The following is a 24564-nucleotide window of genomic DNA, read 5'->3' on the forward strand; positions in this document are numbered from 1 at the left end:
AAATAAAGCGGAAAGAGATAGGATACCCTCGTAAACATGCAAACAAGCAAATGATGGAGGGAATCCCTATGAGAGAAAATCTAACGGAACTTGTATTTATCCTTGATAGAAGCGGCTCTATGGCCGGGCTTGAATCCGATACTATCGGCGGATTTAATGCCATGATAGAAAAGCAACAAAAGGAAGCCGGAGAAGTATTTGTATCTACTGTTTTGTTTGACGATGAGACGGAAGTAATTCACGACAGAGCCCCTATTGGAAATGTAAAAAAGCTTACGGAAGCGGACTACTATGTTCGTGGATGCACGGCACTCTTGGACGCGGTGGGGGGAGCAATTCGTCATATTGCGAATGTTCATAAGTATGCAAGAGACGAAGACAGGCCCGCTAAGACTTTGTTTGTAATCACAACGGACGGCCTTGAAAATGCCAGTAGAAAGTATTCCTTTACGGATGTAAAGAAGCTTATTCAAAGTCAACAAGAGAAGTATCATTGGGAATTTCTTTTTCTGGGAGCAAATATTGATGCCATAGAGGTTGCGGGAAACATGGGAATTAAGCGTGATAGGGCAGCAAACTACCACTGTGATGAGGTGGGAACAGCGCTTAATTACCGGGTTATAGATGAAGCTGTAACACGTATTAGAGAATGCAAGGTTTCGGATATGGAGACGATGTTTGTTGGTGGTGCCTGGAAAGCGGATATTGACCGGGATTTTGAAAAGAGAGGCGAAAAGCATGAATCTACTGGAGTACATGAGGCGTAGAAATAAAATGACGCTTTCAGAATGGGAAGATACTTTTGAGAAAAAGGAAAGAGAAATCATTGTCCTAAGGCACGAAGGAGGCGGAGGAAGTCTAAGAAATGGGTTTTGGGACTGGGATGAGTATTTTTTAGCCTATGTGGACTGTGAAACAGGAGAGCTTCACAAAGAAGAGGGACGGATCGAATTTCCGGTTATAGACAAAGAGGAGCCTCCATTTCAGTTTGAAGAGGAAACCATTTACAAACTAAGGGTGCGTGAAAAACTGCCGGAGGAAGTTCCTGAGGGAGTATTGCCTAGTAAGAATCATTTTTTAGTTGTAGATATTCTGGAAGAGGATGCAGTTTGTCCGGAGCTTGAAGAAATGCTTATAGAGTATAGAAAACCCGTGGTTTTGCAGGATGATGTATTGGGTGAGCTAACTTATGATAAGCTGCTTAAAAGCTTTGAGGGAAACATAGCCTGGCTTCGTGGCAAGATTCATATTTCCTTACATGTAGACAAGGATAATAAAGCAGGTATTACAAGGGCCAAAAAAGCGCTGAAAATAATGGTTTTAGAACAGGAAAAATGGGATGTGGATCTTCGGAAATTTGCCGCAGGGAAGCTCACGAAACTGGCTTGCGAATGGGCAGAATCTGATGAAGAGGCTGCTTTAATTACGGAAGAAAGCTTTGCCAAAAGAATTAGTCTAAGTTTGCTTTGGGTGACAGCGGGAGGTTCCTTTACCGCTTACCTTGATGATGATGAGCTTTTCTTCGGGCACAGCATCACAGTTAGCGGCAGTCTTAAGAAAGGAATGATCTCGGCAAAAATTGAAGGATAAGAGAATACAGACGGTCTAAATAGATATATACCTTCTCGCTACATAAACAGGATATTGTAGCGAGAAGATATTGACCTTTTCGCTACTAAATTTTAAAATTATAGCGAATGGGGGGCTCATATGAACGAAGTAAATATCTTTGATCAATTACTTGAAGAACAGAATGGATATATTCGATTAATTGATGCTCAAAATGAAGGAGTATCAAAGTGTGCAGTTCTGGATTATGTCCGTAAGAAGGATATGGAAAAGGTAGCTCCCGGCATCTATATATCGCCTGATGTGTGGGAAGATAGACTATATTTGATTCAACTTAGAAATAGAAAAATTATTTTTTCTCATGAGACAGCTTTGTATATTCATAATCTTTCTGATAGAGAATCTTTTGCACCGGTGGTTACTGTTGGACGAGGATATAATGCGAAACATCTAAAAGATAAAGGTATTATAGTTCATACTGTAAGACCGGAATGGATAGAGCTTGGCTTGACAGAGGAGAAGACCTTTACCGGTAATAAAGTACGAATCTATGATAGAGAGCGCTGTATCTGTGATATTATCAAGAATAAAAATAGAATGGATATTCAAGTATTCCAGATGGCTTTGAGAACTTATTTTTCGGGTAGTGACAAAAATATCCATAAGCTCATGGAATATGCTCGCATCATGGGAATTTCGGATAAGGTGAGACAATATACAGAGGTATTACTATGATGAAAAGCGCTACAGCTGTAAAGGCAAAGATAAAAAATAAAGCAGGGGGAAGTAGTGACAAATCCCAGATAATGCTAAGAATATATCTGATGGAAAGACTTCTGGAGAGAGTTTCTTTATCACGATATAGAGATAATTTTGTGTTAAAGGGTGGGCTTTTAGTATCTTCTTTGGTAGGTGTGGATATGCGTTCAACCATGGATGTAGATACTACCGTAAAACGAACTATTACGTAGGTGCATTAGAATGGGAAGATGTGATAGGGAGTGCAAGAAAATTAAGAATAATGATTGAGTAATATAATGCATGCATATCTTAATCCGGTAGCATATTTGCAGGAGTCAAGAAGTTCGACCTCTAATGGTAATTTTAGTTGCCGAGCAATATCCAACATAGAGTATGAAAATGCTAATTTTCAAAAAGGAAAGGATGCGAAAGACAGGGGGAAATATGAAATTAGAATTTTTACAAGAGGAACCAGAACTTGTCTTGACCTATCCTCATAAGTCTAACTTTAATAGGATAGGCTGCTTGACCTTGGTAATATTTTCTTTTATGGTTATCTGGGTACTGAAGCAACTTATGCGTTATCCTACTGACTTTTCCGATAAAATGATTATAGTAATTGTGCTGATTGTCGTTCCACTCCTTGTATGGTTTATGGGATATTCTCTCTTCATAAACGGGGTGAAATTAGAAATTGATGAAAACGAAGTTGTTCAATACTATACTTATGGAAGTAGAGGAGGAAGTGTATTACATTTTAAATTTAAACTGGAAGATATAGAACAAATAAAAACGAAAAATCGTCCGTTTCATTGTCTGAAGATGACCATGAAAGTTAGAAATCCCATTTTTTATGGTTTGCATGAGAAGAAACTCCATAAAGAGAAGAATGTAAGCATTATCCTGGATAGGAAAGAAGCGGATTGTTTTATGCAAGAGATAGAACAATTTCACAGAAAGTCAATCAATGATCAAGGTTTATCGGGAGATTTATTTTAGGCCATAAGAAAGACCATAAGTATATCAATATAATAGTGAATGATTGTAAATGAAGTACACATCCGTTACACTTGGCTTAGAATAGGAGGTGTAGCTATGGCACAGACAATGGTAAATTTTCGAATGGATGAAAAATTAAAAGAGAAAATGGAGAAAACATGTAAGGATATGGGGCTATCAGTATCTGCTGCATATACTATGTTCGCAACAAAAGTTACCAGAGAGCAAAGGATACCTTTTGAAGTTACAACAGACCCGTTTTTTAGTGAAGAAAATATGGACCGCTTAAGAAGGAATATGGCCCAGATGGAGAAAACCGGTGGCACTGTTCATGAGGTGAATCTGGATGATTAAATACTGGACGGATGATGCTTGGGAGGAATTTGAATATTGGACTGAGCAGGAGAATTGAAGAAATGGCAAAGCGTATTATAGTAATTGAAGGGATGGAAGATGCATAGGATACTTTTTTAGAGAAGGATATTGTGCAGATTTTTAGAGCCTTACTGTAGTGGTGGGAAGGAAATAAGGTTTATGGCAGAATTAATAGCGCATGGTCGAGCGGTTACAAATGTCTTTGATTTAATAGGTGATTTAGAAAATGATATTACTAAAAGTATTGCTTGGTGTCTTATAAAATGCCCCAGATTACTGGAAAAATGTATTGAGGATTTGCTAAAAATAAAGATAAACAGTGAAGATACAATTGTAAGATATCAAGTGTCTGAGGCGGATAAAGGAATAACTGACTTAGAAATCACAGACAATCAAAATTTTTATGTGATTATTGAGGCAAAAAGAGGTTGGATTCTTCCGGGGTATAGTCAATTACAATTGTATTCAACACGCGAAGGCTTCAAGACTAATCCTGCGAAGCATAAAGCTATTGTTTCTTTGTCTGAATGTAGTGAAGAATACGCATATCGTAAGTTACCCCGTATAAAGGATACAAGATTGTTACATCTATCATGGAAGAGTATTTATGAAATGGTGGACAAAGTTAGATTTGAGTCTACACATTCACAAAAGTATATTTTGGATGAGCTGAAGAGGTATATAGGTAGGATTATGACAACGCAAAATCAGAATACAAATTGGGTATATGTTGTTTCCCTTGGAAAGACGAACGCTGAAGTAATTTCAGAGAAAGGAAAGAGCTTTGAGAGCGATATTACTTATCTGGATATAGTTCGTAAATATCATAAGTATTGCTGCCCGGTTGGCGGTGGAAAAGGTAGATGGCCTAAAGAGCCGTTAACATATATTGCTTTCAGATATGATGGAAAGCTTCAGTCCATACATCATATTGAAAGTTATGTAATTACAGATAAACTTCATCAATTTATTCCTGAGATACCGGATGTGATTCTATCAAATATGCATTTTGTATATACGCTTGGACCGGCAATCATACCTTCAAAGGAAATTAGGGTTGGAAAGAAAATTGTCATGAGTAATAGGGTATGGGCACATATTGATGCACTTTTAACAGCGGATACTATTTCTGATGCAATGGATATCTCCAAAAAGAGGGAAGAGTCTTATAGCTAACCGTATAATGTACTTGATTATGAAAAAGAGATAAAGGATATGTTTATCTTGTGATAATATTTAAACAAAGAAATGGACATGGATACAAATAAGGCAAAATTGCAATTAAACTTCGTATACTGTATAATATATCCTGCTTAATAGACGTGTTTTTTGAATGATATAATATAAAAGCCTTGAAAAACAACATAATTAAAGGAGATATAATAAATATGAAATTAGGAATTGTCGGTTTGCCAAATGTGGGAAAGTCCACCCTCTTTAATGCCATTACCAAGGCGGGGGCGGAGTCTGCCAACTACCCCTTCTGTACCATTGACCCCAATGTAGGCGTGGTGGCTGTGCCGGACGAGCGTTTGAAGCTTTTGTCTGACCTGTATCATTCTGAAAAAATCACTCCGGCGGTTATCGAGTTTGTGGATATTGCGGGTCTGGTTCGGGGCGCTTCCAAGGGAGAAGGCTTGGGAAACCAGTTTTTAGGAAATATCCGGGAAACGGATGCCATTGTGCATGTGGTGCGTTGCTTCGAAGATGACAATGTAATCCATGTGGACGGTTCCGTAGACCCTATCAGAGATATTGAAACCATTGAGTTGGAGCTGATTTTCTCTGACTTAGAGCTTTTGGACAGAAGAATGCAAAAGACCAAGAAGCTTGCCAATAATGATAAGGATGCCAAGAAGGAATATGCTCTTTTGGAAAAGCTGCATGCTCATCTGGAAGAGGGGAAGCTGGCCATCAACTTTGAGACAGACGAAGAAGAGGGAGCTTTACTGGACAGCATCGGGCTTCTTACCAGAAAGCCTGTGATTTATGCCTGCAATGTGGCGGAGGAAAGTCTTGCAGATGACGGAGAAAGTAATCCCCATGTGGCAAAGGTTCGGGAGTATGCAAAGAAGAACCATTCCGAAAGCTTCGTGATTTCCGCCCAGATTGAGCAGGAAATTTCCGAGCTTTCCGAGGAGGAAAAGGGAGAGTATCTGGAGTCTCTTGGTTTAAGCGAGTCAGGCTTGGATAAGATTGTTCGCGCGTCCTATTCTCTGCTTGGGTTGATGTCTTATCTTACAGCAGGAGAGAAGGAGACCAGAGCTTGGACCATTAAGAAGGGAACCAAGGCACCTCAGGCGGCAGGAAAGATTCACACCGACTTTGAAAGAGGCTTTATTAAGGCGGAAGTGGTAAATTACAAGGATTTGCTGGATAACGGATCTCTTTCTGCGGCGAGAGAAAAAGGTCTTGTGCGGATGGAAGGTAAGGAATATGTGATGCAGGACGGAGATGTGGTACTGTTCCGTTTCAATGTTTAATGGATATCCAAGGAGCAACTTTCCTTTCACCTTAGACCGCTTTTGCTTAAATCACAGAAAGACATGCTCTGACAAGAGCAAAACATACCCTGACAATAGCAAACCATGTTCCAACAATGGCAAAACATAAATTTTAAGAAGATGACTTTTTGCTCATCTTCTTTTTTTATGCTTTTTTGACATGACTGCTTCTTTCCATCTTGACTTTTTCGAGAGCATAGGGTGGAGAAAGCTTTGAATTTACGGCTTTTATTCACGTTTTTCTGCATTTTACTATTTAGAGATTTTCCGTCTTTGTTCTTTCGAAAAAACAGGGGAAGGAAGTGGGAAAATTCTAGTATCTTGTCTTGCCATTTCCCTGAAAACTCGGTATTATAATGGAGAAGTGGGAAAAAGTGGGAGAAAGTGGTAAGTATGTTTACGGGAGAGTATCATTTAAATTTAGATACTAAGGGCAGGATGATGATTCCTGCCAAGTTCCGTGAGGATGGTTATAGTGAATTTTTCCTAACCCGTTCATTAGATGGCTGTCTTTCCCTCTATGCCATTCCGGAATGGAAGAAATTAGAGGAAAAGCTACAGGCTTTGCCCATGACCAGTGAAAAAGCGAGAAAGTTAAAGCGTTATATTCTGGGGAGTGCAGTGTCGGTGGAGTGTGATAAACAGGGACGTATCCTCATTCCACAGGTCTTAAGGGACAAGGCGGAATTGGAAAAAGATGTGATGCTTCTGGGTGTGGGAGACTATGCGGAAATCTGGTCTTCCGAGAGCTATGAAGAGAAGAATGATTTTTCCGATACGGAAGAGTTGGCTAAAGACATGGAAGGCATGGGCATATAATGGAATTTTCTCATAAAAGTATTATGGTTGAAGAATGTATGGAGGGTCTGAACATCAAGAAGGATGGCATCTACGTGGATGGCACTCTAGGTGGTGGAGGACATTCTTTCCATATTTTAGAAAGACTTGGAGAAAAGGGGCAGCTGATCGGTATTGACCAGGATGAGGATGCGATACTGGCGGCAACAGAAAGATTAAAGCCCTTTGCCAAGCAGCTTCACATCATTCGGGACAATTATGAGCATTTTCCGGAAATCCTATCTTCCCTTTCTATAGAAAAGGTGGACGGGATTCTTTTAGACTTAGGCGTTTCCAGCCATCAGTTTGATGAAGAAGAAAGAGGCTTTTCCTATCGCTTTGATGCCCCCCTGGATATGCGGATGGATCAAAGACAGGACTTTAGTGCAAAGGATTTGGTGAACAGCTACAGTGAATCCTCCTTGTTTCACATCATAAGGGACTATGGGGAAGACAAGTTTGCAAAAAATATTGCAAAGCACATTGTTTTGGCAAGACAGGAAAAACCTATTGAAACCACCAAGGAATTGGCGGAAATCATTTCTCATGCCATTCCCATGAAGTTTCGTCTGCAGGGAGGTCATCCTGCAAAACGAACTTTTCAAGCCATCCGTATTGCCTTGAATCGGGAATTGGAGGTTTTGGATAATTCTTTGAAAAGCATGATTGAAGCCTTGAATCCCGGGGGAAGGATCTGTATTATCAGCTTCCATTCTCTGGAGGACAGGATTGTAAAGCGAAGCTTCAAGGAAGCGGAGAATCCTTGCATTTGCCCGCCGGACTTTCCGGTGTGTACCTGCGGGAGAAAAAGTTTGGGCAAGGTCATCAGTAGAAAAGCCATTTGCCCAAGTGAAGAGGAAATGGAAGAAAATCCCAGAGCGAAAAGTGCGAAGCTAAGGATTTTTGAAAGAGCATAAAGGAGTCAGAAATTGTCCGGCTGTTCATGACATTGGAAAAGTTGCGCAGAGGGCATGAAGATATTTTCGGGGGAATAAAGGGGAGTATATGAAGAAAAGGGGAGAGAGGAGACAGCTGCAATATGTGCAAGGAAGCTTGGCCGTGAAACAGCAGTATCTCCCAAAGAAGCGAGTAGAAAAGAAAAAAATAGAGAAAAAGCAGGAGCAGAGAAAGAAAAGAGCTGCCTCCGGCATGGAAAGACGGGTCTTGCAGGAGAGAGCAAAGATTCTTCGGGAAAGAGAGAAGAATCACATTTTGCAGCAGGAAAGACTGAAGGAAAAAACCTCTGCCAATCTGTTCCTGGTATTTTGCGTTACAGCGATGATGTTTGTGATGGGCGGTTTATGCTTTCATTACATTCAGCTGCAGACGGAGGTGAATACCAGAATTCGAAAAATCGAGGTAGAGAAAACCCGCTTGGATAAGCTGCGGCAGAAAAATGATGCTTTGCAGAATGCTATCAATACCAGCGTGAATCCGGAAGAGGTCTATGAAATTGCCACCAAGGAACTGGGGATGGTATATCCGGGGGAAAATCAGGTAATAGAGTATAAAAAGTCGGAAAGTGAGTACGTAAGGCAGTATGAAAACATCCCCAAATCCTGAAGCTGAACAGAGAAGAAGACGGCAGACGAAAATTCTGCCGTTTTATATGCAAGAAAAACTGATTATCGGTTTTTGCTTTTTTCTGATTCTCTTTCTCTTATTGACCTTTGCCCTGTTTCAGATTGTACGAAACAACAACGAGGCTTTTAACAGAAAGGTATTAAGACAAAGGCAAACCCAATATGGTTCCAAGGTGCTTCCTGCCAAAAGGGGAGACATCATGGATAGAAACGGAACCATTTTGGCCACCAGCCAGAAGGTTTACAATCTGATTGTGGATGCCAGAACCATGACTTCCTATCAGGACAAGCGTTATGAGGAAGCCAGCTTGAAGGCGGTGGAGGAGTTTTTCAAAGAGGATGCGGGAGAACTTAGAGCTTATATTGCCAAGCAGGATGCTTTACCGGACGGGAAAAAGAGTGCCTACTATAAGTATAAAAAAAGGCTGTCCTATGAAGAGCGGACGGCATTTTTGGACTATATAGACGAACAAAATAAGCAGTATAAAAAAGACGGAAAGAAAGACCGGATTAAGGGGCTGGATTTTGAAGAAGAGTACAGAAGATATTATCCTTATAAAAATTTAGCTTGTAATATCATCGGCTTTACTACGGATGACGGGGAAAGCGGACAGGCCGGGGTGGAGCAGTTTTATAATAAAAGCCTGATCGGTACCAATGGAAGAACCTATGGATATCTGGATTCCGATACGAAGCTGCAATCCGTGATTCGGGAAGCTACCGACGGAAATAGCCTGGTTACCACCATCAACTACAACATTCAGAGGACGGTGGAAAAATATTTGCAGGAATGGCAAACCCAGGATGTAGGATCCAAGGTGGCTTCTGCCATTGTTATGGATCCGAAAACCGGAGAAATCCTGGCTATGGCCAGCACTAAGCAGTACGACTTAAATGAGCCGAGAAAGCTGGATGATGCGGAATATCCGGAGAGTCTTCTTTTGGAGCTTGGGAAAAAAGAAGCCCAAATCGTATATAAAAGAGAGCATGAAAACAAAAGCATATCTACAGATGAGGTGGGGCAGTATTTTACCCAGGAGGAGCTTCTTTCCTATGGAAGGCAGGCGGCCTGGAATGAGGTCTGGCGAAACCCTGTAATTTCCGACACCTATGAGCCCGGTTCTACGGTGAAGCCCTTCACCATAGCGGGAGCTTTGGAGGAATCCGTTATTAAGCCGAAAACCACCTTTACCTGTGACGGAAAGGTGACCTTAAGTGACGGTGTTCATACCTGGAACATCCGTTGTCATAAGAGAGACGGTCATGGAACTCTGGATGCGGAGCAGGCTTTGATGCAATCCTGTAACGTTTATATGATGAATACTGCCTTTGCAGAGGGGGCGGAAACTTTTGTAAAGTACCAGCATGTATTCGGCTTTGGAGATAAAACCACCGTGGACCTTCCGGGAGAGGCGGATACCTCCTCTTTGGTCTATACGGCGGATACCTTGGGAAAGACCACTCTGGCCACCAATTCCTTCGGTCAAAACTTTAACGTTACCATGATCCAGATGGCCTCCGCCTTTTGCAGTGTCATCAATGGGGGCTCCTATTACAGACCCCATGTGGTAAAGCAGATTTTAAATGCCAACGGTACGGTAATTAAGGATGTGCAACCGGAGCTGATGCGGGTTACCGTTTCCGAAGATACCAGTGCCTTTTTGCGAGAGGCTTTGTTCCAGACCGTAGAGGGAGGAACAGGAAAGCCGGCACAGATTCAAGGCTACCATGTGGGAGGAAAGACAGGAACAGCCCAAAAATTGCCAAGATCTGCGAAAAACTATCTGGTTTCCTTCTGCGGCTTTGCTCCCGTGGAGGATCCGCAGCTTTTGGTCTATGTGGTGGTGGATACACCCAATCTGGAAGGAGAGGCTCAGGCCAGCGCTTCCTTTGCCACCAAGATTGAGCAAAAGATTATGAACGATGCTTTACAGTTCTTAAATATTCAGCCGCAGGGAGAAACGGATCCCAATGCCTCTTTGAACAAGGACTTACAGTCGGAAGAAGGTATTTTGGGAGAGAATCAGAGCAAGGAAGAGGATGAAAATGCAGAAACCGGCAAAAAAGAAGGCGCTTCCGAAAAGTCGGGAAACAATTCTTCTGCTAAGAAAGACAGTAGCACCTCTGATGCACAAGAGGGTAAAGTAGTCAAGCGAAGTGTAGATACGGACGAGAAGGCGGAAGACGAGGGAGAGGTTCCGGACGAGCTGCCCAGTACATCGGAAAGTACGGAAAGTACATCTGCAAGATAAAGAAATGAGGGGGAAGGAAAATGTTTATGGAGGGAATAAGCTTAGGGATTTCCTTTTTGGTGATGCTTTTGATTTCGCCAAAGGGAATCAAGCTTCTGCACCAATTGAAGTTTGGTCAGGAGGTTCGAGAGGACGGCCCCAATAGCCATTTAAAAAAGCAGGGAACTCCTACCATGGGAGGCATCTTGTTTCTGATTGCCATCAGCGTAGCCTGTCTTCCCTTTGCGGGAACCTACCCTCATATTTTACCGGCCTACCTTTTGGGGATGGGCTTTGGGGTAGTAGGCTTTATTGATGACTACCTGAAGGTGGTAAAGCATCAGTCCGAGGGCTTTAATCCAAGGCAGAAGATGCTGTGCCAGACGATTATTTCCATCCTGTATATCTCCTATATTTTCTATTCCAAGGAATATAGCGGAGCCTTTCGCATTCCTTTCTTTGGTAAGGAAGCTTACAGTGTGGGACTGGTTCTGTTCTTCCCGATTTCCCTCTTTATTATTACCGCTACCGATACCGGGGCGAATTTTACGGACGGTATTGACGGTCTTTGCTCCTCTGTAACTGCGGTAATTGTATTTTTCTTACTTTTGAAAAATCACCTGGGAACGGGAGATATGGCACCTCTTATGGGAGCGGTTTTGGGCGGACTTTTGGGCTTTTTATGCTTCAATGCCTATCCTGCCAAGGTATTTATGGGAGATACCGGCTCTTTGGCTTTGGGAGGCTTTGTGGTGGCTATGGCCATTCAGCAGGAAATCGCCTTATTTATTCCGATTTTTGCCTTCATTTATTTCGTGGAAGTGCTTTCCGTGATTATTCAGGTAAGCTACTTCAAATGGAGCCATGGAAAGAGAATTTTCAAAATGGCGCCCATACATCATCATTTTGAGCTCTTGGGCTGGTCCGAGACCAAGGTGGTGACAATTTTTACCATTGTTACGATTTTGCTATGTTTTTTCTGCTTTATGATTTTATAAAAAATGAAAGAGTAAAAAAGAAAAAGCAAAAAGAAAAAGCTAAAAAAGAGCAAGAAAAATTTAGGGAAATAAATTTGCAGGCCTAAAGGGGAGAAGATAGGGCTTTGCAGAACTTACAAGCACAGGGAAAGGGATTTCAAAGAGGTTAAAGGGACGAAGATGGACAAGCAGAAAATTTTGGTTTTGGGAACAGGACGGAGCGGTGTTGCGGCGGCAAAGCAGATTCTTGCCATGGGGGGAGAAGTGATTTTCTTCGATAAAAACCCCAAGGTTGAGGATCGAGCCTTGCTGAGCCAGTTTAAAAAGAAGGACAAGGTGAGCCTGATTAAGGGCAAGCTCTTGGCCTCTGATTTGCTGCATATTAACGCCTCTGTCATCAGTCCCGGAATCCCCTTAGATGAGCCTTATGTGAAAATGCTTTCCACCGCCCAAATCCCTATTATTGGAGAAATCGAACTGGCCTACCAATCCAGCAAGGGAAAGCTTTGTGCGGTAACGGGAACCAATGGGAAGACCACCACAGTGAGCCTTATCGGGGAAATTTTGAAAAGCGAATACAGCGATACCCATGTGGTGGGAAACATCGGAAATCCCTTTACGGCAGAGGCCCTGGAGACAGAAGAGCAGTCTGCCACCGTTTGCGAGGTAAGTTCCTTTCAGCTGGAAACCATCGTGGATTTTCGGCCGGATGTTTCCGCCATCACCAACATTACCCCGGATCATCTGGACCGACACAAGACCATGAAAAACTATATTGCGGTGAAGGAATCCATTGCGGAGAATCAGGAAGAGGAAGACAGTATCGTTTTAAACTATATGGATCCGGAGCTTCGGAAGTTCGGAAAGAAAAGAAGCCTAAAGCCGAAGGTGCTATGGTTTTCTTCCGAGGAAGAGCCGAAGGATACCAAGGAAAAGGAGTCTCTTTTCCTGAGAGGAGATACCTTCTATTATAAGAAGGCGGATAAGGAGGAGAAGCTTTTCACCACCAAGGATGTGCATTTGCTGGGAAAGCATAATTATGAAAATATCCTCTGCGCCGTAGGAGTCGGTCTGAAAATGGGCGTACCCATGGACAAGATTATCAAGGTTTGCAAGAAGTTTAAGCCTGTGGAGCACAGAATTGAATTTGTTCGGGAGCGTTCCGGTGTAAAATATTACAACGATTCCAAGGGTACCAATGTGGATGCGGCAATCCAAGCCCTTAGAGCAATGCCGGGCCCGGTGGTTTTAATCGGGGGCGGATATGATAAGCACGTGGATTTTGATCCCTGGGTGAAGGAGTTTAAAGGAAGAGTAAAGTACCTGGTTTTGATTGGAGAAACCAGAAATCAGATTGCGGAAACCGCTAAGAAAAACGGCTTCCAGAATGTGATGTTTGCCGAGGATATGGATGAGGCGGTAAAGGATTGCGCGGCCTATGCGGATCCCGGAGATTACGTGCTTTTAAGTCCGGCCTGTGCCTCCTGGGGCATGTTTAAGGACTATGAGGAAAGAGGCAGAATCTTTAAAGACTGCGTGAAGAACCTGTAAGGACTGCGTGAGACTGTAAAGACTGCATGAAGAATCTTTAAGAGGAGGAAATCAGTGGCTGGAAAAAGAAGGCTAAAACGATTTTATGATATTTCCCTGGTGGTAATGGTCTTTTCCATTACCCTTTTTGGGCTACTGATGCTGTATTCCGCCTCTTCCTATACGGCGGAAAGAGATAATTTGGGAGAGATGTTTTACCTGAAACGACAGGCTTTCTTTGCCGGATTTGGATTTCTTATCATGCTTTTTACCTCCCGATTTATTGACTACCATATCTTTGCCAAGTTAAATCTGGTGATTTATGCCATAGCCTTTGTGGCGGTAATCGTCACCAGCCTGATTGGTGTGGCATCCCACGGTTCCAACCGCTGGATTGTAATTTTCGGTGTACGTTTCCAGCCTTCAGAGCTGATGAAACCTGCCATTATTATTCTCTTTGCCACTCTTTTAACTCATAAGGGAAGGAAGCTTGACGGTTTCGTTCCCATGTTAAAAGCGGCAGCCTGGGCACTGGTTCCGGCAGCAATCATTGCTTATACCAACCTGTCCACCGCTATGATTGTAGCGGGAATTGCGGCATTTATGCTCTTTGTAGCGGTAAAAAGCTATAAGTATCATTTGATGCTCTTGGGAGGAGGAATAGCGGCGTATCTTGGCGCCTATCCTCTTTCTTTGCTGTTGCAAAAAATGAAGGTGCTACACGGCTATCAGATTACCAGAATTTTAGCCTGGAAGGATCCTTCTTCCTATGAAGATGAAACCTTTCAAACATTGCAGGGGCTTTATGCCATCGGTTCCGGAGGCATTTTCGGAAGGGGACTGGGAGAGAGTATTCAGAAGTTTATAATGCCCGAGTCCCAGAATGATATGATTTTTACCATTATTTGCGAAGAGCTGGGCTTTGTGGGGGGCCTTGGCGTGATGCTGGTTTATGCACTTATTCTTTTTCGTCTCTATGAGATTGCAAAAAATGCCAAAGACCTTTTCGGTTCTTTGCTGGTTATCGGCGTGATGTCCCACATTGCTTTACAGGCAATTTTAAATATTGCGGTAGCGACAAACTCTATTCCCAACACCGGAATTACCCTCCCCTTTATCAGCTACGGAGGAACCTCCCTTGTGATTTTGCTGGCGGAGATCGGAATCTGCCTGAATGTTTCCTATCAAACTACTTTGGATGAGTCGATTTCTTCAGAAAAATAAGAGTAGGAAATCAGCGTTTTTTCGGAAACTTAAGAAAAAATCAGCGTTTGACGATGTATACTATAGAAGTAAGGAAGCTTTGGGAGTGATAAGGGAAGATGAACAGAAAATGAACAGAAGAAAAGAACAGAAACAATTAATACATTATGGACTGATTCTTTTTTTTCTTTTACTACTTTTGCTGATAGTCAGTATTCGCATTTCGGATGTGAAGATTTTGGGGAATAAGCAGTACAGCGAAAAAGAAATTAAGGCATTGCTCTTTCAAGATGAATGGGATGAGAAATCCGCCTATGCCTTTTTTAAAGAAAAGTTTCGTCCCCATAAAAGCCTTCCTTTTATTGAACGGTATGAAATGCGTTGGAAGAATCCTTGGAGCGTGGAAGTTATTATCTATGAAAAAAATATGGTGGGCTATGTGCAATATATGTCCAGCAACTTTTATTTTGACGGAGACGGGGTAGTGGTGGAATCCACCAAGAAAAAAGCCCCCGGGATTCCGGAGGTAAAGGGCCTGAAATTTTCCTCTGTGAGTCTTTACAAGGCTCTTCCGGTGGAAAATAAGGGAGTGTTTCAGGATATTTTGAATCTCAGTGCTTCCCTGCAACAGGAAAAAATCAGCTGTGATTATATTGAATATAGCGGAACGCAGGCCATTATTCATGTGGGGGGGGTTCGGGTTCTCCTTGGTGGAAATGAGGACATGGAGCAGAAGGTCATGAGCTTAAAGGACATTCTGCCGGCTCTTTCAGGAAGGAAAGGAACCCTGGATTTAAGTGAGTTTAAAGGCAGAAAAGAAAAGGAAGCCTATATCTTTCGAGAAAATAAATAAACTTGTAGGAAGAATTGAACTTGCACTTTCTTTGAAATCTGTGTATCATCCTTAAGGAAAGTCTTTACAAAATGCCGAAAATTCTTATAATGATATAGTTAGGATTAATGTGGAGAAGAGTCCGTTCCTAAAAGGAAAAAAGTCATAGATTGAAGGAGGAAGATATGCTGGAAATTAAGCTTCCCGAGTCCGAAGCGGCTGCAAAAATAATTGTTGTGGGAGTTGGTGGTGCCGGAAATAATGCGGTGAATCGCATGGTGGACGAGGGCATTGCCGGAGTAGAATTTATAGGGGTGAATACAGATAAGCAGGCTTTACAGTCCAGTAAGGCTTCTACAGCTATGACCATTGGTGAGAAATTAACTAAGGGACTGGGATGTGGAGGAAAGCCTGAAATCGGTACCAAGGCCGCTGAGGAAAGTGCAGAGGACATTACCGCTGCATTACAGGGCGCAGACATGGTTTTCGTTACCTGTGGAATGGGTGGCGGAACCGGAACCGGTGCAGCTCCTATTATTGCCAGAATTGCGAAGGATATGGGTATTCTTACCGTTGGTGTTGTAACCAAGCCCTTCCGCTTTGAAGCTAAGCAGCGTATGAAGAATGCCATGGAAGGTATTGATGCCTTAAAGAGTGCGGTGGATACCTTGATTGTAATCCCCAACGATCGTTTGTTGGAGATTGTGGAGAAGAAGACCTCTCTTCCGGAGGCTTTGAAGAAGGCTGACGAAGTATTACAGCAGTCTGTACAGGGAATTACCGACTTGATTAATGTACCGGGACTGATTAACTTGGACTTTGCAGACGTTTCTGCTGTTATGAAGGATAAGGGAATTGCCCATGTAGGTATCGGTAAGGCCAAGGGAGATGACAAGGCTATCGAGGCTGTAAAGATTGCGATTTCTTCTCCGCTCTTGGAGAGCACCATCGAGGGCGCTACCGATGTTATCATCAACATTTCCGGAGACATCAGTCTCATCGAGGCAAATGATGCGGCTTCCTATGTAGAAGAGCTGGTAGGCGAGAATGCCAACATTATCTTCGGTGCTATGTATGATGAGGATAGTCAGGATGAGGTATCCATTACCGTTATTGCTACCGGTATCAAGGAGAGAACCAAGACTGTAGAAACTGTAAGAACGGTAAATACACAGACTCCACAGATTACTCCTTCCGTTGCCAACAATACCGGAACAGGAAGCAATACTACTCCCGGACTTCCTTCTTTCCTTAGCAATCAAAGACCTGTTGCTCCCGGACTTTCTCAAAGACCGGAGGTGCCTGTAGAGAATACGCAGACTAATCTTGGGGGATATGCAAGCACTCCGCAAGTCAATCTTTCCAGACCTGTAGAGACTCCGGAAAGCCCAAGCAGCAGAGTTAGAACAGGAAGAGAAAACAACATCGATCTTCCGGATTTCCTTCGGAGAAGATAAAAGCGGAAAGTAGGCTATGTCCCTTGGGCATAGCCTTTTTTATCGTAATAGGAGGAATCTAAGGATTCCTTGGATTTAGAGAGACAAAAGACAGGTTAGTTAGGCTTGAAGTAAGCGTTTGTAAATATAAATAGGAGAACCATGGCGAATTTAAGAGAAGAAATTGAAAAAAGAAGAACCTTTGCGATTATTTCCCACCCGGACGCAGGAAAAACCACCCTTACAGAGAAGTTTCTTCTCTATGGAGGTGCCATCAACTTGGCAGGAACGGTAAAAGGAAGAAAGTCTGCAAAGCATGCGGTTTCCGACTGGATGGAGATTGAGAAGGAAAGAGGAATTTCCGTAACCTCTTCCGTACTTCAGTTTAACTATGACGGAAAGTGTATTAACATTTTGGATACCCCGGGACACCAGGACTTCTCGGAGGATACCTATAGAACCTTGATGGCGGCAGACAGTGCGGTGATGGTCATTGACGGAGCAAAGGGTGTGGAGCCCCAGACCATTAAGCTCTTTAAAGTCTGTGTTATGCGACATATCCCTATTTTCACCTTCATCAATAAGTTTGATAGAGAGGCCAGAGACCCTTATGCCCTTTTGGATGAAATTGAGGAGGTATTGGGAATCAGAACCTGCCCTATTAACTGGCCCATCGGCTGCGGCCATAACTTTAAGGGGGTGTATGACAGAGAAACCGAGCAGGTCAGCCTTTTCCACAGCAATGCGGGAGGAAAGAAGGCGGTAGAAAAGGAAGTTTTTGATTATAAGGATCCGGAGCTTCCCAATCATATTTCTCAGGAGTACTTTGAAAAGCTACAGGAGGATTTGGAGCTTTTGGACGGGGCTGCGGATGCCTTTGATGAAAAGAGAGTGGATGCGGGAGAACTTACTCCGGTATTCTTCGGTTCTGCCTTAACCAACTTTGGTGTGGAGACCTTTTTGCAGCATTTCTTGGCGATGACCAAGTCTCCCCTTCCCAGAAAGTCCGACCAGGGCATGATTGATCCGGTGGAGGAGGCATTTTCCGCCTTTGTCTTTAAAATTCAGGCCAATATGGACCCAAAGCACCGTGATAGAGTGGCTTTTATGCGGATCTGCTCCGGAGAATTTGATGCGGGAATGGAAGTAAACCATATTCAGGGAGGCAGAAAGGTGAAGCTTTCCCAGCCTACCCAGATGATGGCAGACGAGCGAAAAATCGTGGATAAGGCCTATGGAGGAGACATTATCGGTGTTTTTGATCCGGGAATCTTTTCTATCGGAGATACCCTGGAGCTTTCCAACAAAAAGTTTGTCTATGAGGGAATTCCTACCTTCGCTCCGGAGCATTTTGCCAGAGTACGGCAGATTGATACCATGAAGAGAAAACAGTTCCTAAAGGGGGTTTCTCAGATTGCCCAGGAAGGTGCCATTCAGATTTTTCAGGAGTATAACAGCGGTATGGAGGAGATTATTGTAGGCGTTGTAGGATCTCTGCAATTTGAAGTATTAACCTACCGTCTGAAAAACGAGTATAATGTGGAGGTGCGCTTGGAAATGCTTCCCTACGAGCATATTCGCTGGATTGAAAATTATACGGAAATAGATGTTTCCGCCATTTCCGGAACCTCTGATATGAAGCTGGTAAAGGACTTAAAGGATAGACCCTTATTGCTTTTCGCCCATCCCTGGTCCATCGGTATGGTTTTGGATAGAAATGAAAATCTAAAGCTCAGCGAGTTCTCCAGAAACTAAAAAAAGGGGTAAAAAACATCAGTGAAAAAGCCTTAAGGCAGGAGATATCAATATTGGCATAGAATGCCCAAGGGCAAAATGCATAATATTGCTAGAGAAGGCCTTGGGCATAAAGGTATAGCTAAGAGCATACGAAGTTTAAGCAAGAAGAAAGGAAGGACCCTATGGAAAAGAGTATCAAAACTTGGTTGGCAGAGCATGAAGAGGAATTTGTTAAGGACTTGGGCAGACTGATTGCCATTGATTCCGTTCAGGGAGAGACAAAGCCGGGAGCACCCTTCGGAGAAGGTCCCAAGAAGGCTTTAGAGGAGGCCATGTCCCTTTGTGAGGGCTACGGTTTTTCCGTAAACAATATGGAAAACTATGTGGGAACAGCGGATATGGATGCAAAGCTTCCCAGAAGTCTGGATATCTTGGCACACTTGGATGTGGTTCCTGCGGGAGAAGGCTGGGAGATTACCGAGCCCTTTAAAATGCTGGAAAAGGACGGAATTGTCTACGGTCGCGGTGTCAGTGACGATAAGGGACCGATGCTTGCAGGGCTTTATGCCATGCGTGCGGTAAAAGAACTGGGCTATCCTTTAAAGAAGGGCGTTCGTATGATTATGGGAACCAATGAAGAGACCGGTTCCAAAGATTTAGAGTATTACTATGCCAGGGAGAAGGCCGGAGAGATGAGCTTTACCCCGGATGCGGAGTTCCCCATTATCAACGTGGAAAAGGGACAGTTTAGAGGAACAATTTTCAAGAAGAGAGAGAAGGAGGAGAGCAGTCTTCTTTCCTTAAAGGCGGGAATTGCGGTAAATGCGGTACCGCAGAAAGCTGTACTTGTTTTCTCTGCATTAGAAGAAGAGGAGTTCCAAGCTGCAAAGCAGGCGGTGGAAGAGCAGTGTCAGGTAAAGATCGGTAAAAACGGCAATGAGGTTACGGTAATCGGAACCTCCGCCCATGCGGCAACTCCCTACCTTGGAAAAAATGCAGGTCTTGCAGCGGTGATTTTTGCCACAAAGCTTCCCTCTATCGGAGCAGAGCTGAAGCAGGATTTAGAGCATCTTTTGGAACTTTTCCCTTATGGAAAGACCGACGGCTCCGGCTTGGGCATTAAGATGGAGGATAAGGAAAGTAAGGATTTAACCTGTACCTTGGATATCTATGCCATTGACGGAGAAGAGCTTCGTTTTACCTACGATTCCCGTGTGCCTATCTGTGCTACGGAGGAGAATTGTGTAAATACCGCAAGAAAAAATGTAGAAGCCAAGGGCTTCCAATTTGAAACCAAGGGAATGATTCCTCCCCACTATGTACCCTCCGATTCCCCCTTTGTACAGAATCTTCTCTCTGTTTACGAGAAGGTGACCGGATTAAAGGGAGAGTGCCTGGCAATCGGTGGCGGTACCTATGTGCATGATGTGGAAAATGGCGTAGCCTTCGGAGCGGTTCTTCCGGATGTAGACACCAGAATGCACGGGGCTGATGAGTGGATTAAGGTAAAGGATCTACTTTTGGCGGCAGAAATTTACGGAGAGGCAATTTTGGCGCTTTGCCAATAATCCGGCGAAGCACCGGGATATTTATGGAAGATAAAATGACAGAAGCGATTGTGAAAAACGAGGCTCTTCCGAAAGAGAACTATACAGTAGAGGGTTCCGGGGAAGAGTTGAAGAATGAAAATATTATAGAAATCAAGGGGCTTGGCAAGACCTTTAAAACCGACGGTGAGGACTTTGTGGCATTGGATCAGATTGATTTGTCCATCCGAAGAGGAAGCATTCAGGGTATTATCGGTCTTTCCGGTGCCGGAAAATCCACCTTGGTTCGTTGTATCAACTACTTGGAAAAGCCCAGTAGTGGACAGATTTATTTCCGGGGGCAGAGCCTGGGCTCCATGAAGCAAAGGGAAATTCTTGCCATGCGGCAGAACATGGGCATGATTTTCCAGCAGTTTAATCTTCTTGAGCAGAGAAATTTGTTGAAAAATGTCAGCTACCCCCTGGAAATTTCCCATAAAGGCGGTCCTATTTCCTATGTTAAGAAAAGGAAGGCAAGACTGGAGAGGGCGAAGGAGCTTTTGGCCATGGTGGGTTTAGAGGGAAGGGAGTACAGTCACCCTTCCCAGCTTTCCGGAGGACAGAAGCAAAGAGTAGCCATCGCCAGAGCCTTGGCGACAAAACCGGAGGTGTTGCTCTGTGATGAGGCAACCTCTGCCTTGGATCCTAAAACTACAGAGCAGATTCTGGAATTGCTGAAGAAGATCAATCGGGAGATGGGGGTGACCATTATTTTGATTACCCACCAGATGTCCGTGATTGAAGCCATTTGTGATGAGGTGGCCATTATCGATCACAGCCGGATTGCGGAAGCAGGCCCGGTGAAGGAGGTTTTCCGTTCCCCTAAGTCGGAAATCGGAAGAAAGCTGATTTTGGGAGAGGGAGAGAAGGAAACTCGATTCGGTACCGGAAAGCGCATTCGTTTGGTTTTTGACGGACGTTCCGCCCATGAGCCTGTGCTTTCGGAAATGATTCTTTCCGCTAAGGCACCGGTGAATATTCTCTTTGCCAATACCAAGGATGTGGATAATATTGCCATGGGGCAGATGATTATAGAACTGCCGGAGAATTCGGAGGATGAATTCCAGATTCTCAGCTTCCTAAAGGAAAGAGGAATTCTGTATGAGGAGGTGCATTCATGAGCATGAGTTTGCAGGAGCTTTTGGCTCTTTTTTCCAAGGAAACTTTGGCAACCTTGTATATGGTAAGCATTTCCACCTTGATTTCCTATGCCATCGGCATCCCCTTAGGGGTGATTTTGGTGGTAACGGAGGAGGGCAGTATTGCACCGAATAAGATTATTCATGGGATTCTCGGATTTTTCACCAATATTTTCCGTACCATCCCTTTCCTGATTCTTTTGGTTATGGTGCTACCCATCACCAAGGCTCTGGTGCACACGACGCTGGGACCTAAGGCGATTATTCCGCCTCTTGTGATTGCTTCCGCACCCTATATCGCCAGAATGGTGGAGTCCTCCCTAAAGGAAGTGGACAGCGGAGTGATTGAAGCGGCAAAATCCATGGGCTCCAACAGCTTTCAGATTATTTTTAAGGTCCTGCTTCCGGAGGCTCGCCCCAGTCTTTATGTGGGGGCGGCAATTTGTATGACCTCCATCCTTTCTTATTCCGCTATGGCGGGCTTTGTAGGAGGCGGCGGTCTGGGAGCCATTGCCTTAAACTACGGTTACTATCGTTACCAGACGGATATGATGTTGATTGCGGTGGTTGTACTGGTGGTCATTGTTCAGCTGGTACAGGAATTCTGGATGAGACTGGCGAAGTACAGTGATAAAAGAGGAAAGCTGAATTAAGATATTCAGGCAAATGGGCAGTCTTTGTTAAAGTCGGCAGATAAGCTTTAGGAAAAATTTATAAAATTGAATTAAATTCGGAGTTCTTGCTTTTTTCTATTTTTTCTTATACCATAGGGGAGTTGAAAAGGACTTTTCAACAGGGAGCACACCCGCGGAATGGAGTAGAAGAACATTTTCCGAAGGGAAGGTAAGAATTCTCCCTAAGGGGAGAGAAAAGAGGAGTTTTATGAAAAAGAAAATTGGAGTGCTTGTGGCATCCCTTGCTTTGGCTTTCGGGCTGGTAGCATGTGGAGGACAGAAGGCGGAAACTAAGGCAGAGAGTGAGAAGCAGACCGAGGCAGCTTCTGAAAAGGCTTCCGAAAAGGCCGGAGAAACAGAAAAGGCTACAGAGAAGGCTGAAGCGGGAGAGACCGTAAAGATCAAGATCGGTGCTACACCCAGCCCCCATGCAGAGATTTTAGAGGCTGCAAAGGATGCTTTAAAGAAGAAGGGCGTGGAAATCGAAATCGTTACCTACAATGATTACGTACAGCCAAACCTGGCTACAGATCAGGGAGAAATCGATGCCAACTACTTCCAGCATCTTCCTTACTTAGAGGAGTTTAATAAGGAAAAGAACACCAAGGTTGTTTCCGTAGGAAAGATTCACTACGAGCCATTCGGTATCTATGCCGGACAGTCCAAGGACTTAAAGGAAATCAAGGACGGCGCTAAGATTGCGGTTCCCAACGATACCACCAATGAGGCAAGAGCATTGTTACTGCTTCAGGACAACGGCATCATTAAGTTAAAGGATGGAGCAGGTCTTACCGCAACCAAGCAGGATGTGGTAGAGAATCCTCACAACATCGAGTTATATGAGGTAGAGGCTGCACAGATTCCTCGTTCTCTGGATTCCGTAGACTTTGCATGCATGAACGGAAACTTTGCCCTTCAGGCAAACCTTAAGCCCTCTGATGCTTTGGTTGTGGAGAAGGCTGATTCCGAGGCTGCACAGACTTACGCAAACATTATTGCCGTGGCGGAGAAGAATAAGGATGCTGAATGGGCAAAGACTCTTGTGGAAGTATTACAGTCCAAGGAAATTCAGGACTTTATCAACAAGAAGTATGATGGCGGAGTAGTACCTATTCAGTAAAAACGAAGTGAACATGGGACTGTGAAAAAGAGGAAAGGGGAACCCCGACTTCCCTTTTTCATGGTCCCATTTTGATTACCAGAAGGGATTTTTGCATATGAAAAATAAAGACATGAGAAGAGTGGCAAGAAAACTTTGGAGGGAAAATTGGTTTACGATTTTTCTTTCTTATATTGCGGGATTATTGGGCTTCGTTCTTTTGACCATGCTCTTTTCTTCTCTCCTTAACCCTTTCATCCTCTTTACCGGAGATTTTTCTTTGGGAGAGCTAAGGAGAGGAATCGGTCTTAGCCTTACGGGAATCCTTTTTGCTTTATATGTTTTTGTGTGTATTTTTTATTTTATTGTATTGGGATTCTCTTTTCGAAAAATGTTGCTGGAGATGTCCAGGGGAGAAAAGAAGGTAAATGCCGCTATGATTTTTTACGGCTTTCATCCCAATTCCTTCCCTCTGTTGGGAAGAATGCTGGGCTTTAGTATCTTGGCTTTTCTCTTTTCTACGGTGATTTCCTTAGGGCAGGAAGTGATAGATTACTTCTTGGGAGAAGGACTCATTTACTGGTCCTATTATGGAGTAAGCTTTGCGGTTTTAATCTTCTTCTCCCTTTTCTTTGATATGACCTTCTTTACCGTCTGGGATGGAGAGGGAAATAGCTTTTGGCAGAATATGAAAAAAAGTGTTGCGGTAATGAAGGGCCAGAAGTTCTCTTATTTCCGTCAAATTCTGTATTTTTCTTTGGTAACTTCCGTTGCCGGATTTATTGCGGTAATGTGGTCCTTTATTCTAAAATCTCCGGCTTTACCCATTTTTGTGTTGTTTTTGTATTTATCCATTTATCTGCTTCCTTACATGGGCTTTGTGCAGGCTTTAATTTATCGAAAGGGAGCAGGGGATTTTTCAACGATAAGCGCTACGAACAGAGACGCCTATCAGAGACATGAAGAGTCTGCGGTTTCCGAACAGCAGCCCTCAACAGTCGATGCGGCTCTTACAGAACAGTCCGCAACAGTCGAAGGAGCTCCTACAGAACAGTCCGTAACATTTGAAGGAGCTTCTACAGAACAGCCCGCAACAGTTGAAGGAGCTTCTACAGAACAGTCCGCAATAGTTGAATCTGCTTCTACAGAACAGTCCGCAATAGTTGAATCTGTTTCTACAGAACAGCCTAAGGAAAATGAAGGAGGCTTTTCTGTGGTAATCTCCGAGGACCAGGAAGAGCGAAACTTGGCAGGTGTAGAGGAGACCGCCGGAGAAGGGGTGGAAACTACAGAGACGAAGCCGGAGACTGCCGAGGAAGGAACGGAAGCCACAGAGGTGAAGCAGGAGACTGCCATCGAAAATAAGCCTGAAAGCGATGAGGAAAATAAGCCTGAAAGCGATGGGGAAAGCAAGCAGGGAGCCGATGGGGAAAGCAAGCAGGATCCCAATCATAAAATGAGTTTTGAAGAAGCCAGAAGACAGTATACCGACTATGAGGAATAAGGAGGAAG

23 protein-coding genes are annotated in these 24564 nt (G+C 43.6%); all 23 read left to right on the forward strand.

Annotated elements, in window-relative coordinates; genetic code table 11:
* Positions 1-68 precede the first annotated feature (68 nt).
* The 23 genes from RYO92_RS00370 to RYO92_RS00480 all read left to right on the forward strand — a co-directional run bounded on the left by RYO92_RS00370 (position 69) and on the right by RYO92_RS00480 (position 24556).
* Complete coding sequence (locus RYO92_RS00370; protein WP_315369103.1) at positions 69-767, forward strand: vWA domain-containing protein; 699 nt, start codon at positions 69-71, stop codon at positions 765-767.
* On the forward strand, positions 739-1590 hold the full coding sequence (locus tag RYO92_RS00375; protein ID WP_315369104.1) for a DUF2262 domain-containing protein: 852 nt from the start codon (positions 739-741) through the stop codon (positions 1588-1590). The genes RYO92_RS00370 and RYO92_RS00375 overlap by 29 nt, the downstream gene beginning before the upstream one ends.
* Positions 1591-1710: 120 nt before the next feature.
* Positions 1711-2304, forward strand: a complete 594-nt coding sequence (locus RYO92_RS00380) for a type IV toxin-antitoxin system AbiEi family antitoxin domain-containing protein (protein WP_315369105.1) — start codon at positions 1711-1713, stop codon at positions 2302-2304.
* Positions 2301-2540 (forward strand): nucleotidyl transferase AbiEii/AbiGii toxin family protein, encoded by a 240-nt coding sequence (locus tag RYO92_RS00385; RefSeq protein ID WP_315369106.1) that lies wholly within the window; start codon positions 2301-2303, stop codon positions 2538-2540. Before RYO92_RS00380 ends, RYO92_RS00385 begins: the two co-directional genes overlap by 4 nt.
* A gap of 214 nt (positions 2541-2754) precedes the next feature.
* Entirely contained in the window at positions 2755-3309 is a 555-nt protein-coding gene (locus RYO92_RS00390) for a hypothetical protein (RefSeq protein ID WP_315369107.1), read from the forward strand.
* Between the two features lie 96 nt (positions 3310-3405).
* Positions 3406-3663: a type II toxin-antitoxin system RelB/DinJ family antitoxin gene (locus RYO92_RS00395; RefSeq protein ID WP_315369108.1), complete on the forward strand. Its 258-nt coding sequence runs from the start codon at positions 3406-3408 to the stop codon at positions 3661-3663.
* A gap of 180 nt (positions 3664-3843) precedes the next feature.
* Positions 3844-4860 carry a hypothetical protein gene (locus tag RYO92_RS00400; protein WP_315369109.1) on the forward strand — a complete coding sequence of 339 codons (1017 nt, stop codon included), beginning with the start codon at positions 3844-3846 and terminating at the stop codon, positions 4858-4860.
* A 212-nt stretch (positions 4861-5072) separates the two neighbouring features.
* Complete coding sequence (gene ychF / locus RYO92_RS00405) at positions 5073-6167, forward strand: redox-regulated ATPase YchF (RefSeq protein WP_308578920.1); 1095 nt, start codon at positions 5073-5075, stop codon at positions 6165-6167.
* Between the two features lie 414 nt (positions 6168-6581).
* Positions 6582-7007 carry a division/cell wall cluster transcriptional repressor MraZ gene (mraZ, locus tag RYO92_RS00410; RefSeq protein ID WP_007157923.1) on the forward strand — a complete coding sequence of 142 codons (426 nt, stop codon included), beginning with the start codon at positions 6582-6584 and terminating at the stop codon, positions 7005-7007.
* Entirely contained in the window at positions 7007-7942 is a 936-nt protein-coding gene (rsmH, locus tag RYO92_RS00415) for a 16S rRNA (cytosine(1402)-N(4))-methyltransferase RsmH (RefSeq protein ID WP_315369110.1), read from the forward strand. The genes mraZ and rsmH overlap by 1 nt, the downstream gene beginning before the upstream one ends.
* Before the next feature lie 88 nt (positions 7943-8030).
* Complete coding sequence (locus RYO92_RS00420) at positions 8031-8588, forward strand: septum formation initiator family protein (RefSeq protein WP_314966308.1); 558 nt, start codon at positions 8031-8033, stop codon at positions 8586-8588.
* Positions 8566-10860 (forward strand): peptidoglycan D,D-transpeptidase FtsI family protein, encoded by a 2295-nt coding sequence (locus RYO92_RS00425; protein WP_315369111.1) that lies wholly within the window; start codon positions 8566-8568, stop codon positions 10858-10860. Before RYO92_RS00420 ends, RYO92_RS00425 begins: the two co-directional genes overlap by 23 nt.
* 20 nt (positions 10861-10880) lie before the next feature.
* Complete coding sequence (mraY, locus tag RYO92_RS00430; protein ID WP_315369112.1) at positions 10881-11837, forward strand: phospho-N-acetylmuramoyl-pentapeptide-transferase; 957 nt, start codon at positions 10881-10883, stop codon at positions 11835-11837.
* Positions 11838-11996: 159 nt separating this feature from the next.
* The gene (murD, locus tag RYO92_RS00435) at positions 11997-13367 is read left to right on the forward strand and encodes a UDP-N-acetylmuramoyl-L-alanine--D-glutamate ligase (RefSeq protein ID WP_314999166.1); all 1371 of its coding nucleotides are present in this window, start codon (positions 11997-11999) and stop codon (positions 13365-13367) included.
* A 54-nt stretch (positions 13368-13421) separates the two neighbouring features.
* Entirely contained in the window at positions 13422-14570 is a 1149-nt protein-coding gene (locus RYO92_RS00440) for an FtsW/RodA/SpoVE family cell cycle protein (RefSeq protein WP_314833104.1), read from the forward strand.
* A gap of 109 nt (positions 14571-14679) precedes the next feature.
* Positions 14680-15402, forward strand: coding sequence for a cell division protein FtsQ/DivIB (locus tag RYO92_RS00445; protein ID WP_315369113.1), 723 nt, complete (start codon positions 14680-14682; stop codon positions 15400-15402).
* 164 nt (positions 15403-15566) lie between these two features.
* A complete protein-coding gene (gene ftsZ / locus RYO92_RS00450) occupies positions 15567-16838 on the forward strand; it encodes a cell division protein FtsZ (RefSeq protein WP_315369114.1) in 1272 nt (423 codons plus the stop codon).
* A 141-nt stretch (positions 16839-16979) separates the two neighbouring features.
* Entirely contained in the window at positions 16980-18572 is a 1593-nt protein-coding gene (locus RYO92_RS00455; protein ID WP_315369115.1) for a peptide chain release factor 3, read from the forward strand.
* Between the two features lie 164 nt (positions 18573-18736).
* Positions 18737-20122, forward strand: a complete 1386-nt coding sequence (locus tag RYO92_RS00460; protein ID WP_315369116.1) for a Sapep family Mn(2+)-dependent dipeptidase — start codon at positions 18737-18739, stop codon at positions 20120-20122.
* 35 nt (positions 20123-20157) lie between these two features.
* Positions 20158-21261 carry a methionine ABC transporter ATP-binding protein gene (locus RYO92_RS00465; protein WP_315369117.1) on the forward strand — a complete coding sequence of 368 codons (1104 nt, stop codon included), beginning with the start codon at positions 20158-20160 and terminating at the stop codon, positions 21259-21261.
* A gap of 2 nt (positions 21262-21263) precedes the next feature.
* Positions 21264-21932 carry a methionine ABC transporter permease gene (locus tag RYO92_RS00470; RefSeq protein WP_315369129.1) on the forward strand — a complete coding sequence of 223 codons (669 nt, stop codon included), beginning with the start codon at positions 21264-21266 and terminating at the stop codon, positions 21930-21932.
* A 229-nt stretch (positions 21933-22161) separates the two neighbouring features.
* Positions 22162-23073: a MetQ/NlpA family ABC transporter substrate-binding protein gene (locus RYO92_RS00475; protein WP_315369118.1), complete on the forward strand. Its 912-nt coding sequence runs from the start codon at positions 22162-22164 to the stop codon at positions 23071-23073.
* A gap of 97 nt (positions 23074-23170) precedes the next feature.
* Positions 23171-24556, forward strand: coding sequence for a hypothetical protein (locus tag RYO92_RS00480; RefSeq protein ID WP_315369119.1), 1386 nt, complete (start codon positions 23171-23173; stop codon positions 24554-24556).
* Positions 24557-24564: the final 8 nt, after the last annotated feature.

It is taken from the genome of Oribacterium sinus, assembly GCF_963553175.1.
GTDB lineage: Bacteria > Bacillota > Clostridia > Lachnospirales > Lachnospiraceae > Oribacterium > Oribacterium sinus_B.